The 16180-nt window shown below is 53.3% G+C and carries 15 protein-coding genes; 7 read left to right on the top strand and 8 right to left on the bottom strand.

All coding sequences use genetic code 11. The features are described 5' to 3' along the window. Window positions 1–8: 8 nt before the first annotated feature. Window positions 9–305 (bottom strand): addiction module antidote protein, encoded by a 297-nt coding sequence (locus BZG20_RS07185; RefSeq protein WP_077578573.1) that lies wholly within the window; start codon window positions 303–305, stop codon window positions 9–11. A 284-nt stretch (window positions 306–589) separates the two neighbouring features. On the opposite strand from BZG20_RS07185, the gene BZG20_RS07180 reads away from it, so the two are divergent. The 4 genes from BZG20_RS07180 (at window position 590) to BZG20_RS07165 (ending at window position 4697) form a co-directional block, all read left to right on the top strand. Beyond that, a complete protein-coding gene (locus BZG20_RS07180; RefSeq protein ID WP_077578572.1) occupies window positions 590–1501 on the top strand; it encodes a 3-keto-5-aminohexanoate cleavage protein in 912 nt (303 codons plus the stop codon). Next, window positions 1498–2454 (top strand): L-carnitine dehydrogenase, encoded by a 957-nt coding sequence (locus BZG20_RS07175; protein ID WP_077578571.1) that lies wholly within the window; start codon window positions 1498–1500, stop codon window positions 2452–2454. Before BZG20_RS07180 ends, BZG20_RS07175 begins: the two co-directional genes overlap by 4 nt. After that, complete coding sequence (locus BZG20_RS07170) at window positions 2454–2915, top strand: thioesterase family protein (protein WP_077578570.1); 462 nt, start codon at window positions 2454–2456, stop codon at window positions 2913–2915. The genes BZG20_RS07175 and BZG20_RS07170 overlap by 1 nt, the downstream gene beginning before the upstream one ends. 177 nt (window positions 2916–3092) lie before the next feature. After that, window positions 3093–4697: a BCCT family transporter gene (locus BZG20_RS07165; protein ID WP_077578569.1), complete on the top strand. Its 1605-nt coding sequence runs from the start codon at window positions 3093–3095 to the stop codon at window positions 4695–4697. 114 nt (window positions 4698–4811) lie between these two features. Here BZG20_RS07165 and BZG20_RS07160 read toward each other — a convergent pair whose 3' ends face one another. Beyond that, on the bottom strand, window positions 4812–5777 hold the full coding sequence (locus BZG20_RS07160; protein ID WP_077578568.1) for a GlxA family transcriptional regulator: 966 nt from the start codon (window positions 5775–5777) through the stop codon (window positions 4812–4814). Between the two features lie 186 nt (window positions 5778–5963). On the opposite strand from BZG20_RS07160, the gene BZG20_RS07155 reads away from it, so the two are divergent. Together BZG20_RS07155 and BZG20_RS07150 are read left to right on the top strand one after the other, a co-directional pair. Next, the gene (locus tag BZG20_RS07155; protein WP_077578567.1) at window positions 5964–6740 is read left to right on the top strand and encodes an MBL fold metallo-hydrolase; all 777 of its coding nucleotides are present in this window, start codon (window positions 5964–5966) and stop codon (window positions 6738–6740) included. A gap of 94 nt (window positions 6741–6834) precedes the next feature. Further along, window positions 6835–7818, top strand: coding sequence for a helix-turn-helix domain-containing protein (locus BZG20_RS07150; protein WP_077578566.1), 984 nt, complete (start codon window positions 6835–6837; stop codon window positions 7816–7818). Between the two features lie 84 nt (window positions 7819–7902). Here BZG20_RS07150 and metQ read toward each other — a convergent pair whose 3' ends face one another. From metQ to metN, 3 genes are read right to left on the bottom strand one after another with little or no spacing between them, the layout of a single operon-like run. Beyond that, window positions 7903–8718, bottom strand: a complete 816-nt coding sequence (metQ, locus tag BZG20_RS07145; RefSeq protein ID WP_077578565.1) for a methionine ABC transporter substrate-binding lipoprotein MetQ — start codon at window positions 8716–8718, stop codon at window positions 7903–7905. Window positions 8719–8764: 46 nt separating this feature from the next. Beyond that, a complete protein-coding gene (locus BZG20_RS07140; RefSeq protein ID WP_077578564.1) occupies window positions 8765–9451 on the bottom strand; it encodes a methionine ABC transporter permease in 687 nt (228 codons plus the stop codon). Continuing rightward, entirely contained in the window at window positions 9441–10475 is a 1035-nt protein-coding gene (gene metN / locus BZG20_RS07135; protein ID WP_077520233.1) for a methionine ABC transporter ATP-binding protein MetN, read from the bottom strand. Before metN ends, BZG20_RS07140 begins: the two co-directional genes overlap by 11 nt. A gap of 247 nt (window positions 10476–10722) precedes the next feature. Between metN and BZG20_RS07130 the strand changes: the two genes are divergently transcribed. Continuing rightward, complete coding sequence (locus tag BZG20_RS07130; RefSeq protein WP_077578563.1) at window positions 10723–11361, top strand: LysE family translocator; 639 nt, start codon at window positions 10723–10725, stop codon at window positions 11359–11361. A gap of 7 nt (window positions 11362–11368) precedes the next feature. Here the strand turns inward: BZG20_RS07130 and BZG20_RS07125 are convergent, their stop codons facing one another. The 3 genes from BZG20_RS07125 to BZG20_RS07115 all read right to left on the bottom strand — a co-directional run bounded on the left by BZG20_RS07125 (window position 11369) and on the right by BZG20_RS07115 (window position 16087). Further along, complete coding sequence (locus tag BZG20_RS07125; RefSeq protein ID WP_077578562.1) at window positions 11369–12508, bottom strand: amidohydrolase; 1140 nt, start codon at window positions 12506–12508, stop codon at window positions 11369–11371. A 129-nt stretch (window positions 12509–12637) separates the two neighbouring features. Further along, window positions 12638–14785, bottom strand: a complete 2148-nt coding sequence (gene pta / locus BZG20_RS07120; RefSeq protein WP_077578561.1) for a phosphate acetyltransferase — start codon at window positions 14783–14785, stop codon at window positions 12638–12640. A gap of 105 nt (window positions 14786–14890) precedes the next feature. Then, the gene (locus tag BZG20_RS07115) at window positions 14891–16087 is read right to left on the bottom strand and encodes an acetate kinase (RefSeq protein ID WP_077578560.1); all 1197 of its coding nucleotides are present in this window, start codon (window positions 16085–16087) and stop codon (window positions 14891–14893) included. Between the last annotated feature and the right edge of the window lie 93 nt (window positions 16088–16180).

Below are 16180 nucleotides of genomic sequence, written 5' to 3'. Positions count from 1 at the left end.
TATAGTTACTATGACTTCATTGACTTCGAGTAACCAAGCCTCAACTCTACCCCTAATGCATCCAAAATCGCTATCAGTGTCTTAAGGTTCGGATTGCCTTTTTGGCTGAGTGTGCGGTAGAGCGTTTCTCGTGAAAGACCGGTTTGCTTGGCGATATCTGCCATTCCTATGGCGCGTGCGATCACACCCAGTGCATCGGTGATAAATGCGGGATCGCCCGTTTGCACCGCTTCATCTAAGTAGTCTTGAAGTGTTTCTTGATTGTCCAAGAACACCGCTGGATCAAATGGGTGTGTCGTTATCATCGCTGAATCCCTTTTACATCTAGCATGTGAGGTCCTGCTATCTGCCGCCGCTTTCATGCCTTCTAGTCTAGCGCTTAAGCAACGCCTGTGATCCGCTATGCTCAAATAAAAATCGATAAACCTTATCATGGTTAACGCTATCCTGTGGCTTTTCGCGCCATTCCGTCAGCCCGCCATTAACCCACATGTCTCTTTATGCGTATTTTATGTCGCTTAGTGTCAAGTTGTGGCGTGTTATTCCGGACACACTGTGGCCAGTTTAATCAAGCGACAAGAGGCCGAACATGAATCGCAGCGTCATTCTTACCTGCGCCGTCACCGGTGCGGGCGATACCACGGGCAAAAACCCCAATGTGCCAATCACGCCAAAACAGATTGCCGACAACTGTATTGAGGCGGCGCGTGCTGGTGCCAGTGTCGCTCATATTCACGTGCGTGATCCTGAAACGGGCGGTATTAGCCACAACATTGATCACTTCCGTGAGGTGATGGAGCGCGTTCGCGAATCAGACGTCGATATTGTCATGAACATCACCGGCGGTGGTGGCGGGGATTGGGTGCCGGATGCCCAAGACCCAAGCCGTGGTGGCCCGGGCACCGATATGCAAACCCCAGCCGAGCGTCATGCGCCAGTGGGCGAGCTATTGCCTGAGCTTTGTACCTTAGATTGCGGCAGCCTGAATTTTGGCGACATGGTGTACATTAACACCGCTGACTGGCTGCGTGAGCAAGCCCGAATGGTGCAGGCCGCGGGTGTGAAAGCAGAGCTGGAGTGCTTTGACTTAGGCCACGTTTGGTTTGCGCGTCAGCTGCAAAAAGAAGGTTTGCTCGAGGGCGATCCGCTGTTTCAGCTGTGCTTAGGCATTCCATGGGGCGCGGAAGCGGACACCGAAACCATGCTGGCAATGCGCAATAAGTTGCCGGAAAACGCCAACTGGGCGGCGTTTGGAATTGGTCGCCATCAGATGCCGATGGTCGCGCAAGCCATGTTGCTGGGTGGCCATGCGCGCGTGGGCTTGGAAGATAACCTCTACCTGGAAAAAGGGGTAATGGCGACCAACGGCGGCTTGGTAGAAAAGGCGAGCACCATCATTGAAAACCTCGGTGGTCGTATTATGACGCCTGCACAAACGCGCGCCGCGCTGAAACTGGTTGACCCTAAAACCGGTAAGCCGGTTGAAGGAGGTGAGCGATGAGTAAGCAGTTAGCGGTCATCGGCACTGGCGTGATTGGTAATGGCTGGATTGCGCGTGCCTTGGCGCAAGGCTGGGACGTGGTTGCTTATGATCCCGACCCACAAGCGCCTACTCGCACCCGTGCCTTCGTGGCCAATGCCTGGCCATCGTTAGAAAAGCTAGGCCTTGCTGAAGACGCAGATCCTGCCCGGTTAACCTTTGTTGATAGCCTTGAGCCGGCGGTGAAAGAGGCCGATCTGGTTCAAGAGAACGTGCCGGAGCGCATTGATATTAAGCGTGAGACCTTGGCGGCTATTGATGCGGCTGCGGCGCCAAACGCGATTATTGGCTCATCGACGTCTGGGTTTAAACCCACTGAGCTGCAGAGTGATTGTGATCATCTTCCCGGACGCGTCATCGTCGCGCATCCTTTTAATCCGGTGTATCTGCTGCCGTTGGTGGAATTGGTGGGCGGCGAAGCCACTCAATCCGATCATATCGATCGCGCCCATGCACTCTACCAAGAATTGGCAATGCGTCCCTTGGTGGTTAAGCGTGAAATCGAGGGGCACATTGCTGACCGCTTGATGGAAGCGCTGTGGCGTGAAGCCTTGCACCTGGTTAACGATGGGGTGGCGACCACCGAGGAGATTGATGCGGCAGTGGTTTATGGCTGCGGCCTGCGCTGGTCACTGATGGGCACCTTCTTAACCTTCCATCTGGCCGGTGGCGAGCAGGGTATGCGCCATATGCTAGAGCAGTTCGGCCCGGCGCTAAAACTGCCGTGGACCAAGCTGGAAGCGCCTGAGCTGACCGATGAGCTGATTGATAAAGTGGTCGAAGGCTGTGAACACCAAGCCGCGGGTCGTCCGGTCTCTGAGCTAGACCGTCGCCGTGATGCCTTCTTGGTCGAGCTTTTGGACTTGGTACAAAAATACTGGCCCGAGGCTGAAGGTTTGGAAGGGCGCATCTAATGGCACTGTTAAAGATAGACGTCGCCCCCGAATGGGTCGATTATAACGGGCACATGAACGACGCCGAGTACGCGCGTGTGTTCTCGCTGGGTGTCGATGCGTTAATGGCCACCATTGGCTTGGATGACGCAGGCCGCACCCAACATCGCTACACTATTTATACCCTAGAAACCCATTTGTGTTACCGACGTGAGGCGCATCAAGGCCAGACCTTGGTGGTCGACGTGACCGTGTTAGCGCGGGATCAAAAGCGTCTGCACGTGTTTATGCAAATGTGTGATACCCAAGGTGAGGTGCTGGCCACCAGCGAGCAGATGCTGATGGGCATCGATACGCAAACCGGTCGCCCAGCGCCGTTTCCGGATGTTGTCGCCAGCCTGATTGAGGGGCTGCCTGCCGCATCCGATCATGATTGGCCCCAGCTTGCGGGGCGTCGCATCGGTCTGCCCAGTAGGCCGTGAGCGCGTCTTCACCGAGATGGTGAGCCATCATGAGGTCCCGCCCAGCAGTCGGCTGGGCGGATAACGGGATCGCCGGCCCGACTTCCGGCTCAAGGAGGAATCATTATCGCTACTTCAACACCCCCACACTCACCCCAACGCGGTGACAGCCAGCAGGCTGCTACCTCGACCGATTATATGGTCACCGAGCTTGCGCAAGGTGGCTTCTTTCAAGGCATGCATCGCGGCATGACCATTTGTTCAGCCGTGCTGGTACTGGCGTTTGTATTGTTCACCGGCTTTCAATCCGAGACGGCCAGTGTCTTGTTTGGCACTACGCGCACCTGGATTGAAAGTACCTTTAGTGGCTACTACCTGGTCACCGTGATGCTGTTATTGACCGTGTGCGGTTTTATCGTTTTCAGCAAGTACGGTAACGTGCGGCTCGGCCCTGACGACAGTCGCCCGGAGTTTAGTAACTTCTCCTGGTTCTCGATGCTGTTCTCTGCCGGCATCGGTATCGGCATCCTGTTTTTTGGGGTGGCCGAACCGATTTTTTACCTCGATAACACCGGCGGATTTGGTTATCCCAACAACCCCCACGCTGATATGGCGGGCGCGGCTACCATTGGCTATGAGCGCGCCATCGATGCGCTGCGGGTCACCGTGTTCCACTGGGGGCTGCATGGCTGGGCCATCTATGTGATTGTCGGTATGTCGCTGGCGTATTTTGCCTACCGTAAGCAACTGCCTTTGGCCCTGCGCTCGGCGCTTTATCCTTTTATCGGCGATCGTATTTTCGGCGTCTGGGGCCATCTGTTTGACATCCTCGGGGTGCTGGGTTGCGTGTTTGGCGTGGCGACTTCACTCGGGCTTGGCGTGAGTCAAATGGCCGTGGGGCTGGAGCGCTTGATGGGTATCGCCTCTGGCTTATCGACCCAACTGGTGTTGATTGCAGTGATTTCGTTTATCTCGATTGTTTCGGCGGTCTCTGGTGTGCGCCGCGGGATCCGTATTATCTCGCAGATGAATATTTGGGTGTCGGTGTTTGTCGTTGGCGTCTTTTTAATTGGCGGCCCCACACTGTGGTTGTTCGGCGCGTTTGGTGAAACCTTACTCGACTATGCGATTAACTTTATCCCGATGGGGCTGTGGTTTGCTGATGAGCCGGGTACGGTAGATTGGCAGCAGGCTTGGACTATTTTCTATTGGGGCTGGTGGCTTGCCTGGGCGCCGTTTGTAGGGTTGTTTATTGCGCGTATTTCCAAAGGGCGCACCCTGCGTGAGTTCGTGTTGGGGGTATTGTTTGTGCCTACCTTGCTGATCTTTGTCTGGTTGGTGATTTTTGGCGGCAATGCGATTTATCAGGAGCTTTATGCCAGTGGCGGCGTGGGCAGTGCCGGCATTATTGACTTGGTCAATGCTTGGGAGTTACCAGCGGCTCTGTTTGCGGCTGCCGATGGCATTGTTGGTACGGGGACTTTCGGCTGGATACTCTCGGCCTTGATGGTGTTCTTGCTGATGAGCTGGTTTGTGACCTCGTCGGACTCGGGCACCCTGGTGCTGACGACGATTTTGTCACTGGGTGACGAAGAGCCGCCGCGGCGTTTCCGCATTATCTGGGGCGTGGTGATTGGCTTGGTGGCGGCGACGCTGCTGATGGCCGGTGGCCTTAAAGCGCTACAGACGGCGTTGATCGCCGCTGCCTTGCCACTGAGCGTGGTGATCCTGGTAATGACCGCCGGGGTGTTAATCTCACTGTTTGGTGAATCGCGCCGCTCGCTAGTCGCGGCGAAAAAATAGCGATTCGCCAAAAAATAGCGGCTTGAAGCGTCGTCCTGTGACGCTTTGAACGCAATATCCGCTCACTCCGTTGCCGATTAAGGTAGTGGGGTGAGCGCTTTTCTTTTCTTACCTCTACGGCGCTTGACGTATCTGACGCGGTGATGCGCCGTAATGGCTGCGAAACGCGCGGGAAAAGCTCGAGCTTGAATTAAAGCCACACGCCAACCCCACGGACAACACATCGAGATCGGTTTCTTTTAGCAAGTAACGGGCTCGTTCTAGCCTTAACCCCAAATACCAGCTTCGCGGGGACTGGTTTAGCTCGCTGTCGAAAAGCCGTTGCAGATGACGAAGTGAAATACCGCTGCGCTGAGCCACCTCGGCCAAAGACAGGGGGGATTCTATATGGCGCTCCATCACATCTACCGCGTCGACCAGACGTCGTCGATGGGTGCCGAGGCGGCGGGCGAGTGTCATTCGCTGCTGATCGCGCCGAGTACGAATGCGCTCGTGCACCAGCTGCTCAGAGACGTCGATGGCCAATTGGGTGCCGTGGCGACGTGCAATCACATCCAATGCCATGTCCATCGCTGCTGCGCCCCCCGCGCATGAGAAGCGTCGCGATCCCAGTTCAAATAGCTCATCTGAGGTTTTCACCTCCGGGAAGCGCTCTTGAAACGAGGGTAGGCTTTCCCAATGCAAGGTGACACGTTCCCCTTTAAGCAGATCGGCAGCGGCCAGCAAAAAGCAGCCGGTATCGAGCCCGCCGAGCGCGCACCCCGCCGCATCAAGACGGTGCAGCCAGCGCATTAAGGGGCGGCTTAGATAGGCTTCTGGGTCAAAACCGCTACACACGGCCAGCGCGGGCAGGTCATGCACCGCATCGATGGCTTTATCCGCCAGCAGTGACATGCCGTTAGACGCCTTCACCGGTTTGCCATCTTCACTGATCATTTGCCAATCAAATAGCGCTTCGCCACTGATTTGGTTGGCAATACGCAGCGGTTCGACGGCAGAGAAAAAGGCCATCATCGAGAAGCGGGGCAGTAAAAGAAAGCCGATGCATTCTGGCATCGGGCCGGTGTATTCAAGACGCATGACCGCAAGCTAAACGTGAAGAGTGATGAACTATGATGACTGGCCGCCGCTATGGGGGTCAAGTTAAGGGGGAGCGTCTTTGTCCCGATACTATCTTTATATGTCCTTTTAGCCACTTTTGAGCGTGTGGTTTGGTGCTTATTATTTCGTCACTAACGCAAAGCATAGTGACACTGGAGCGCAATCATGAAAATCACACAAATTCGTAATGCAACACAAATAATTGAATATGCAGGTAAAAAATTCCTCATTGACCCGATGTTAGCCCCGAAGGGGACGTACCCCGGCTTTGAAGGCACAGCCAATTCGCACCTATCGAACCCCACCGTTGAATTACCTTTACCGATTGAAAGTATTATCGATGTGGACGCGGTGTTATTAACTCATACGCACCCAGATCACTGGGATGAGGCTGCCGTGAACATAATCCCCAAAGATAAAACGATTTTTGTGCAACATGAGCGGGATGAGGCTATTTTACGCTCTCAAGGGTTTATCAATGTGCAGATCTTTTCTGAAGAGGTTGATTATCATGGTATTTCATTTATCCGCACGGTATGCCAACACGGCTCTGATGCTGCTTTTCAAAATGAACAAATGGCGGACAGATTAGGTGAAGTGACGGGGGTTATCTTCTCGCACGCGACGGAGGAAAAGCTGTATTTGGTTGGTGATACGATCTGGATCCCAAGTGTTGAACAAACCATGATAAAACAACAGCCAGGTGTGGTTATTCTCAACACAGGTTGGGCACATGTCCTTGGTTTCGGCCCTATTATCATGGGTAAGGAAGATGTGCTCAAAACACATCAAGTGCTGCCTGAAGCTAAAATTGTCGCCACACATATGGGGGCTGTGAATCATGCGTTGGTAACAACGCAAGAAATGCGCGCTTATGCAAAAGCAAACATGATCCATGAGTGTGTGTTTGTGCCAGAAGATGGTGAGACAGTGACCCTTTAGGGTGGGTCAATAAAGCATCATAAGATGCTGTGCTGGTGAGCAACACAGAGTAGTGCGTCTTCATTACTCTGTGTTTTAACGATGGAAATGGCCTATGTATCCCACAGACAGTAACAAACTCCCCTCGGTGGCTATTGTCGTTTTTAATCACTTTAGCCCATTTCATATTTCCGTCCCGAGTATTGTGTTTGGGCCTAGCACGTTGAATGAGGCTTATTTTGACCTCAAGTTAGTCGCAGGAGAACCTGGTCCCATTCTTTCCGATATTGGTATGGAAATTCATACTGAGCATCAGCTGGATGCGCTAGCGCACAGCGACATCATCGTCATTCCCTATTGGCGAACCATTGATGAACGCCCCAATGAAGCACTGCTTGCTGCGCTTCAACGTGCTCATGCCCGAGGCGCATTCGTTGTTGGTTTATGTCTTGGCAGCTATGTGCTTGCCTATGCGGACTTGCTGGTAGGAAGGCGAGCGTCGACACATTGGGAACTAGAACAAGACTTTAGCCAACGGTTTCCGTGTGTTTTGCTGGATACGAATGCCTTGTATGTTGAGGATAATCACGTGATCACTTCAGCAGGTACGGCTGCCGGGATTGACTGTTGTCTCTATATTTTCCGCAAGTTCTACAGCAGTACCATTGCAAACCGAGTGGCAAGAAGAATGGTCGTGCCGCCATATCGTGATGGTGGACAAGCTCAGTTTATCGACCAACCCATACCGGTGACGTCATCCGACTCTCGTATCAATGCGTTAATGGAGAATATCAGACGTAACCTCAGTCAAAAGCACTCATTGGATGTGCTCGCTGAGTCTGTGATGATGACCCGCCGCACGTTTACCAGAAAATTTAGCCGGGCGACAGGAATGTCATTTGGAGAGTGGTTGACCACCGAGCGACTAAATGTCGCTCAAGATTTGCTTGAATCTACGGACTTATCTATCGAGCAGGTTGTCGAAAAAACAGGCTTTAGCTCGGTGCTTATGTTCAGAGAAAAGTTTAAAGCGCGCTATGAAGTGACGCCTAATCAGTGGAGAAAAGCGTTTTATCGTCAATCCAATAATCAGACCTAAGTGTCAGTTGGGTTGTTCTCTGCATCAAAAAGCCCGCGCATTTCAGCACGGGCTTAATCATTTCAGTATGTTACGCGTAGTGGCTTACCAGCCTTTTACCACGGCGCCGTCAAAGATTTCCATCGCGGCGTTGTAAACCGCATCAGTTTGGTAGGCTTTAACAAAGGTTTTGACGTTTTCTGCGTCGACGTTGTCTTTGCGCGCCACAATCAGGTTCACATAAGGCGATTCTTTGTCTTCAACAAAGATGCCGTCTTTGTTTGGCGTTAGGCCCACGCCTGCTGCAAAGGTGTTGTTGATGATAGCCAAGTCCACATCTTCCAATGAGCGAGGCAGTTGTGGGGTTTCTAGTTCGATGATTTCTACGTTTTTCGGGTTCTCAACGATATCCAGTTTAGTCGCGTTAATACCTGCGCCTTTTTTGAGCTTGATGATCCCTTGCTGCTCAAGCAATACCAGTGAACGGCCTAGGTTCGATGGGTTGTTAGGCACGGCAATTTTACCGCCCTCTGGTAGATCTTCGACGCTATCTAGCTTGTAAGAATAAGCCGCAATCGGATACACAAAGGTGTTGCCGGCAATCGCAAATTCATAACCACGGTCTTTGATTTGTGCGTCCAAGTAAGGTTTGTGTTGGAAAGCATTCACGTCGACCGAGCCATCATCCAGTGCCGCGTTCGGTGACACGTAATCGGTAAAGGTCACCAGCTCTACCTCAAGACCGAGCTTTTTCGCTTCTTCCACCGCATGTTCAGCCACTTGTGCTTCTTCGCCGGCCATCACGCCCACGGTGATGCTGTTGGTATCGGTCGCGGCTTGTTCTTTCTCGCCGCAGCCAGTCAGCACCAAGGTTGAGGCAAGGCCAAGGGTGGCAAGTAGTGTTTTGATCGTGGTTTTCATTGTCTGTCTCCCTGTTTGGAACATATTCGTCATTATTGTGTTTGATTTAGCGGTGATCGGCGCGTCGCACCAAGTAATCACCAAAAGATTGAATCGCTTGCACTAAGACTACCAGCATTACAACGGTGATCAGCATCACTGTGGTGTCAAAGCGCTGATAGCCATAGCGGATGCCCACATCCCCAAGGCCGCCGCCGCCGACCGCACCGGCCATGGCCGAGTAGCTCACCAAGGTAACCAAGGTAATGGTCGCGCCATTGATGATGCCGGGTAACGCTTCCGGTATGAGCACTTTATAAATAATCTGGAACGGGTTCGCGCCCATCGCTTTGGCCGCTTCCTCTAGCCCAGCCGGTAACTCGAGTAACGCCCCTTCAACCAAGCGGGCAATAAATGGAATCGCGCCGACGGTAAGCGGCACAATCGCCGCCGCGGTACCAATCGAGGTGCCAACCACCATGCGGGTAAACGGAATAATCGCCACCAGCAAGATAATAAAGGGGATAGAGCGACCAATGTTCACTATTGCGCCGAGCACCTGGTTAACTTGCGGTTGGCCCAGCAAACCACCGGGTTTGGTCACATGCAGTAACACGCCCAATGGGATGCCAATCACAAACCCCATGATCCCGGAGGCAAACACCATGTACAGGGTTTGGCCAGTGGCTTCGAGGAGCAAGTTGATAAGGGCGCTGTTTTCATTGACCCAGTGGGTGAGTTGATCAATCAACATAGCCGAGTACCTCCGTGTTGACATGGTGCTTGTTGAGGTAAGTGATGGCGTTTTCAACCGCCTCTTTTGGACCCATGATTTCCGCAAGGAGTAGGCCGAATTTCACGCCGCCGGCGTAGTCGATATCTGAGCTTAAAATGCTGATGTCGATATCAAACAGACGCGAGATCTGGCTGATTAATGGGTCATCGACCGTCGCGCCGGTAAACTCGAGGCGCACCAAGGGGTAACTGCCTTCGAAGTATTCTTGTTGTAAGCGCTGGGCAAAATCATGCGGCACTGACAAGTCGAGGGTTGAACGAATAAATTGTTTGGCCAAGTCGGATTTGGGATGCGCAAAAATCTCGCCCACCGGGCCGGACTCGACGAGCTCGCCATCGCCAATAATAGCGACGTCGTCACAGATACGTTTGACCACATCCATTTCGTGGGTGATCAGCAAAATGGTGAGGTTGAGCTTTTGGTTGATGGTTTGCAGCAGCGACAGAATGGATTGCGTAGTGGCTGGATCCAGTGCGCTGGTGGCTTCATCACAAAGCAGAACGTTGGGGCTTGGCGCCAATGCACGGGCAATGGCGACACGTTGTTTTTGTCCGCCACTGAGGCTGGCAGGATACACATCACGCTTATCGGCCAAGCCGACCAGATCGAGCAGTTCGCTCACGCGTGTTTCAATCTCATCGCGGCTCGAGCCACTTAGCTCAAGCGGCAGGGCGATGTTGTCGAACACGGTGCGTGACGAGAGCAAATTAAAGTGTTGGAAAATCATCCCGATTTTACGGCGCGCTTGGGTCAACTGGCGGCTGGGTAGCGCAGTGAGGTTAGTGCCACCCACTTTGACTGAGCCGCTGGTTGGGCGCTCGAGCAGGTTAACCATCCGGATCAGGGTACTTTTCCCTGCACCGGAGGCACCGATCACACCAAATACTTTCCCCTTGGGAATAAATAAGTTGATGTCATTAAGGGCATGAATTCGGCGTTCCCCGAGTTCGAATACCTTGTTGAGGTTGGTTATCTCAATCATCACATGTCCTTGGCGAATAATTTGATCACAGCAGACTCACTCAGCGGCTTGTGCCACATTCTTGCTGTCGCTCTGGTTATTGATGCTATGAGTTAGTCAAAATTAAGTCAATGGATATTTTTACTTCTGGACGTCTAAATGGCAATAAGTCCAATCGCTTGGTTATAAACTCAACAGTAGGCTTGATCTCAAACGATAAAGGGCGTTTACTAGGAGCCCCTGTAGTGCTTTGTTCTGATTACGCTTTATGCCAACTGCTTTGATTGATACCACCATGCTTTCCTTGTTCATCCCGACCTTTTTTCTGGTGTCCGTGACACCTGGGATGTGTATGACCCTCTCGATGACGCTGGGAATGACCATCGGCGTTAAGCGTAGCCTGCATATGATGTGGGGCGAGTTAATTGGCGTGGGGTTGGTAGCGATTGCCTCGGTAATTGGGGTGGCGGCAATGATGCTTAACTATCCGTCTATCTTTCAGGTGTTCAAATACGTCGGTGGTGCCTATCTGGCGTTTCTTGGGGTACAAATGTGGCGATCTCGCGGGAAAATGGCCATTCCTGAGGATGATGACGCTAGCCCCAGTGAAGCATCAGCGTGGTCCTTGGCGACCCAAGGATTTGTCACCGCGATTGCTAACCCGAAAGGCTGGGCGTTTATGATCTCACTGTTGCCTCCGTTTATTAATCCTAAATTAGCGCTGCCCAGCCAGTTAAGTGTGCTGGTGTTGATTATTCTGCTGACCGAGTTTAGCTGCTTGATGTTGTATGCCAGTGGCGGTCGCACGTTGCGTCAGTTTCTGCAGCAAAGAGGCAACGTGCAACTGCTTAACCGTGTCGCTGGCACCTTGATGGTGGGCGTTGGCGTGTGGCTGGCGCTGGGGTAGGACGTGATCAATCCGTGTTACGCCCGTGATGCTCAGCGACCAAAGCGGTAAACATCGCCCTAGCGGTGGGGAGAATCGCATCGGGAAAATCATAATCGGGGTTGTGCAGTTGCGGATGATGCTCGCCACTGCCAATGCCAAATAACGTGCCCGGCCAACGGGCGAGAAACTCGGCCACATCTTCTGACCAACGCATCGGTTCATTAAGCCAATGTACCTCAACCCCTAGCGATTGCGCGGCATTGGCGACATGCTGTGTATGGTGTGTGCTGTTCTCGGCCGCGATAAAGGGCTCATGCCAGCTAAAACTGACCGTCAACCCTGCCCGAGCCGCCAGCGTGTTCACTTTGTCTATCAAGTCGGCTTTCATGGCCTGAAAGCAGGCGTTGTCATCACTGCGTAAGGTAGCCATCACGGTCGCGTGGCCGGGGGCGACGCCGTAGGCGGGCTCTCCTAACTGGGCGTGAACCAAGGTGACAAGGCTGTTGGCCTCAGGGTAGGCGTCGGGCAGTTGTGTCAGGGTATGCATCACGCCTGTCATCGCACCGGCAGGGCTAATCCCGCGTTCGGGGTAGGCGGCATGAGAGGTTTTACCGTACAGCTCAATGGCGACTCCGGTCGAGGCACAGGCAAAGGTCCCTGGGCGTACCACGATTTGATGCTGATTAAAGCCGGGGAGATTGTGAAAGGCGTAGACGTTATCAATTTGCGCGTTGGTAAGTGAGGGGGACTCGCACATCCTAGCTGCGCCTTCGCCGGTTTCTTCTGCAGGCTGAAAGGCAAGCAGCACAGTACCACGAGCGGGCGGAGTGTGGCTAAGCTCGGCAGCGACGGCTAGCAACGCCGCGGTATGACCATCATGGCCACACGCATGCATCACGCCCGAATGCTGGGAGCAATAAGCCTGTGTTCCACGCTCTTCAATCGGGAGCGCATCAAAATCGGCGCGTAGCAAGGTGGTAGGCCCTGGCGCAGCGCCTTGAATGGTGACCAGGATCCCGTGGCCGCCGACATCAGTGGCTGGGTGAAAGCCAAATTGTCGCAACTGGGCAGCGATAGTACGTGCGGTGAGGGCTTCGTGGTTAGAAAGCTCAGGGGTTTGGTGCAGGGTATGCCGTAGCGTGACGGGATCGAACTCGTTAGCCATCTTCGACTCCAAAACCAGAATGGATATGCCATGCTAGATCGCGTTTGCATGTCACGTTGTGAACGCAAACGCAAAAAAGCCAGCAACAGGTGCTGGCTTTTGTTTTATCTCGACAGGGCGTGGTGAAAATTACACTTGGCCGTTGTCTTCCGCTTGTTTCGCTTGGATAGCTGTCAGGGCCACTGTGTAAACAATGTCATCTACCAGTGCACCACGAGACAGGTCGTTCACCGGTTTGCGCATGCCTTGCAGCATTGGACCGATAGACACCAGCTCAGCAGAACGCTGTACCGCCTTGTAGGTGGTGTTACCTGTGTTCAAGTCTGGGAAGACGAACACGGTCGCTTTACCGGCAACCGGTGAATCCGGTGCTTTCGACTTAGCAACATTTTCCATGATTGCTGCGTCGTACTGCAGTGGGCCATCAATCACCAGATCAGGGCGTTTCTCTTTGGCAAGGCGGGTGGCTTCGCGAACTTTATCCACGTCAGCCCCTTTACCTGAGCTACCAGTCGAGTAAGAGATCATCGCTACGCGTGGCTCGATACCAAAGGCGCTGGCGGAATCGGCCGATTGAATGGCGATTTCTGCCAGTTGCTCAGCGTTTGGATCTGGGTTGATCGCACAGTCACCGTATACCAGCACTTGCTCAGGCAGCAGCATGAAGAAGACCGACGACACCAAAGAGGCGTTCGGGGCTGTCTTGATGATCTGCAGCGGTGGGCGAATGGTGTTGGCCGTCGTGTGCACGGCACCGGAAACCAGGCCGTCCACCTCGTTGGCTTCTAGCATCATGGTACCCAGCACCACGGTGTCTTCCAGGTGCTCTTGCGCAATCACTTCGGTGATGCCTTTGCTCTTACGCAGCTCAACCAAGCGAGCCACGTACTTGTCACGCGCTTTCACTGGGTCAATGATTTCTACGCCAGCGCCCAAGGTCACGCCTTGCTGATCGGCAACACGTTTAATTTCTTCTGGGTTACCCAAAAGCACACATTCAGCAATTTTACGCTCTGCGCAGATAGCGGCGGCCTTGATGGTGCGTGGCTCGTCACCTTCTGGCAGCACAATGCGCTTGGCGGCTTTACGCGCAAACTCGGTGAGCTGGTAACGGAAGGCGGGTGGGCTGAGGCGACGCTCGCGGTTAGAGCCAGAGCTTAGTGACTCAATCCAGTTGCCATCAATGTGGCTGGCCACATGGTCGTTCACAAACTCAACGCGCTCTTTGTCGTCAGCCGGGACTTCGAGGCTGAAGCTTTGCAGGTTGAGTGAGGTTTGCCAGGTGTTACCTGCGGTGGTGAACACTGGTAGGCCAGTTTCAAAGGCACGGTCACACAATGCTTTGAGCTGGTCAGGGATCGAGTAACCACCGGTCAGTAGCAGTGCACCGATTTCCACGCCGTTCATCGCTGCCAAGCAGGCCGCGACAATGACGTCTGGACGGTCTGCCGAGGTCACTAGCAGTGAGCCAGGGCGGAAGTGCTCAACCATGTTAGGAATAGAGCGTGCGCAGAAGGTAATGCTCTTAATACGGCGCGAGTGAATTTCACCTTCATTAATGATGGTGGCATTCAAGTGCTTAGCCATATCGCTGGCACGGGTAGCAATCAGATCGATTTTCCATGGCACACAGCCCAGTACGCGGATTGGGCTCGTGTTGAAGATCTGCATCACTTCAACGTTAGTCGGACGCGCGCCGTCTGCATCGTCAAAGATCTCTGACAGATCGGGACGGGTGCGGCCAGCATCATCCACAGGGGCATTGAGCTTGTTGATGATCACGCCAGAGATGTTGCCGTTTTTGCTGCCGCCAAAGTTGGTGCAAGCAAACTCGATACGCTCTTTTAGCTGCGCAGGGTTGTCGGTACCTGGTGTGGTCACAAAGACAATCTCTGCATCCAGCGTCTTGGCAATCTCGTAGTTGATTTGGTTGGCAAACGGATGGTTACGCGTGGTGACCAAGCCTTCAACCAGTGCCACTTCGGTGTTTTGGGTGGCGCGTGTAAAGCGTGCAAGCACTTCTTCAAGCAGCACGTCTTCTTGATCGGAACGCAGCAGATCTTCGGCCTGGTTCATTGACATCGACTCGGCGACTTTCATGTCACTGTTGGCGTGAATGATTTCTGTCGTCAGGTCAGTGACATCAGTGTCGCTACCGTGATGAGGCTGCGCAATGGGTTTAAAAAATGAGACGCGGACGCCTTTACGCTCCATCGCTCGCATCACGCCGAGGCTGACACTTGTCAGGCCGACGCCGGAGCCGATTGGGATTAGCATAATAGTACGGGACACGTTGACTTCCTCTTACTATCTGATTGGCGTGCCGGACAGGCCGGCACAAATATAAAAACGGCTGAGTGGGATCAGCCGTTGGGAATGGTCTTACAGGCCAGTTAGGCGCGCGGTGTCTTGCGCAATGACCAACTCTTCGTTGGTTGAAATCACCATCGCAGGCACGCGGCTTTCGTCTGTGGTGATCACGCCTTCACCGCCAAAGCGGGCTTTTAGGTTGCGTTCTTTGTCGACGTCAACACCCAGCAGAGATAGGCGCTCGAGTACCAATTCGCGGATTGGGCCTGAGTTCTCACCGATACCGCCGGTGAAGACAATCGCGTCTAGGCGACCATCGAGGGTCGCGGTGTAGCTGGCCACGTACTTAGCAAGACGGTGACAGAACACGTTCATCGCGCGAGTGGCTTCTTCTTTCTCGCCATAATTGTCTTCGACAAAGCGGCAGTCAGAGGTCACTTCGGTCAAGCCTTGTAGGCCAGACTCTTTGGTTAGCATGGTGTTGATTTGCTCAACGCTGTAGCCCAGTGCATCGTGCAGGTGGAAGATAATCGCTGGATCTAGGTCACCAGAGCGGGTGCCCATTACCAGGCCTTCCAACGGGGTCATGCCCATTGAGGTGTCGACGGATTTGCCGTTTTTAATCGCACAAACTGACGCGCCATTACCGAGGTGGCAGTTAATGATGTTCACTTCATCAACAGGTTTGCCAAGCTGCTCAGCGGCGGCGTTAGCGATAAAGTAGTGCGAGGTACCATGCATGCCATAGCGACGGATGCCGTGCTCTTTATAAAGGTTATAAGGCAGTGCATACAAGTAAGCTTCTTCTGGCATGGTTTGATGGTATGCCGTATCGAATACAGCGACATTTTTCAGCGCTGGGAAGGCTTTTTTCGCCGCTTCGATACCTACGATGTGGGCTGGGTTGTGCAGCGGTGCAAAGCTGGCTGCATCGTGGATCCCTTTCAGTACATCGTCCGTAATTAATGCTGACTGAGTGAAGTGCTCGCCACCGTGAACAACACGGTGGCCAATGGCACCTAGGTTCTCGGCAAGCTCAGGCTTAGAAGCCAGGATGGTATCAACAATGAAGTTAAGCGCTTCATTGTGTGCGGCACCTTCGCCGAGTTGGGCTTCATGCTTACCGTCCATCTTCCACTTGATGCGGGCTTCTGGAAGGTGAAGGCATTCGGCTAGACCGGTAAGATGCTCATCGCCTGATTGAGCGTCGACAATGGCGAACTTCAAAGAGGAGCTTCCGCAATTGAGTACGAGAACCAGCTTGGACATGTATGACTACCTATGTTTCGTAAGACAGAGTGTATTGAACAAAAAGGATAGTGGACAAACAGAGACACTACCTTTTTAAAAAAAGAATTATCT

Source organism: Salinivibrio sp. IB868 (assembly GCF_001995655.1).
GTDB lineage: Bacteria > Pseudomonadota > Gammaproteobacteria > Enterobacterales > Vibrionaceae > Salinivibrio > Salinivibrio siamensis.
This window is presented reverse-complemented; position numbering and strand designations above follow the sequence as displayed.

What these genes read in the sequence shown, in the direction of transcription:
- BZG20_RS07185 (WP_077578573.1), bottom strand. Translation starts at nt 305, where the DNA reads ATGATAACGACACACCCATTTGATCCAGCGGTGTTCTTGGACAATCAA.
- BZG20_RS07180 (WP_077578572.1), top strand. Translation starts at nt 590, where the DNA reads ATGAATCGCAGCGTCATTCTTACCTGCGCCGTCACCGGTGCGGGCGAT.
- BZG20_RS07175 (WP_077578571.1), top strand. Translation starts at nt 1,498, where the DNA reads ATGAGTAAGCAGTTAGCGGTCATCGGCACTGGCGTGATTGGTAATGGC.
- BZG20_RS07170 (WP_077578570.1), top strand. Translation starts at nt 2,454, where the DNA reads ATGGCACTGTTAAAGATAGACGTCGCCCCCGAATGGGTCGATTATAAC.
- BZG20_RS07165 (WP_077578569.1), top strand. Translation starts at nt 3,093, where the DNA reads ATGGTCACCGAGCTTGCGCAAGGTGGCTTCTTTCAAGGCATGCATCGC.
- BZG20_RS07160 (WP_077578568.1), bottom strand. Translation starts at nt 5,777, where the DNA reads ATGCGTCTTGAATACACCGGCCCGATGCCAGAATGCATCGGCTTTCTT.
- BZG20_RS07155 (WP_077578567.1), top strand. Translation starts at nt 5,964, where the DNA reads ATGAAAATCACACAAATTCGTAATGCAACACAAATAATTGAATATGCA.
- BZG20_RS07150 (WP_077578566.1), top strand. Translation starts at nt 6,835, where the DNA reads ATGTATCCCACAGACAGTAACAAACTCCCCTCGGTGGCTATTGTCGTT.
- metQ (WP_077578565.1), bottom strand. Translation starts at nt 8,718, where the DNA reads ATGAAAACCACGATCAAAACACTACTTGCCACCCTTGGCCTTGCCTCA.
- BZG20_RS07140 (WP_077578564.1), bottom strand. Translation starts at nt 9,451, where the DNA reads ATGTTGATTGATCAACTCACCCACTGGGTCAATGAAAACAGCGCCCTT.
- metN (WP_077520233.1), bottom strand. Translation starts at nt 10,475, where the DNA reads ATGATTGAGATAACCAACCTCAACAAGGTATTCGAACTCGGGGAACGC.
- BZG20_RS07130 (WP_077578563.1), top strand. Translation starts at nt 10,723, where the DNA reads ATGCCAACTGCTTTGATTGATACCACCATGCTTTCCTTGTTCATCCCG.
- BZG20_RS07125 (WP_077578562.1), bottom strand. Translation starts at nt 12,508, where the DNA reads ATGGCTAACGAGTTCGATCCCGTCACGCTACGGCATACCCTGCACCAA.
- pta (WP_077578561.1), bottom strand. Translation starts at nt 14,785, where the DNA reads ATGCTAATCCCAATCGGCTCCGGCGTCGGCCTGACAAGTGTCAGCCTC.
- BZG20_RS07115 (WP_077578560.1), bottom strand. Translation starts at nt 16,087, where the DNA reads ATGTCCAAGCTGGTTCTCGTACTCAATTGCGGAAGCTCCTCTTTGAAG.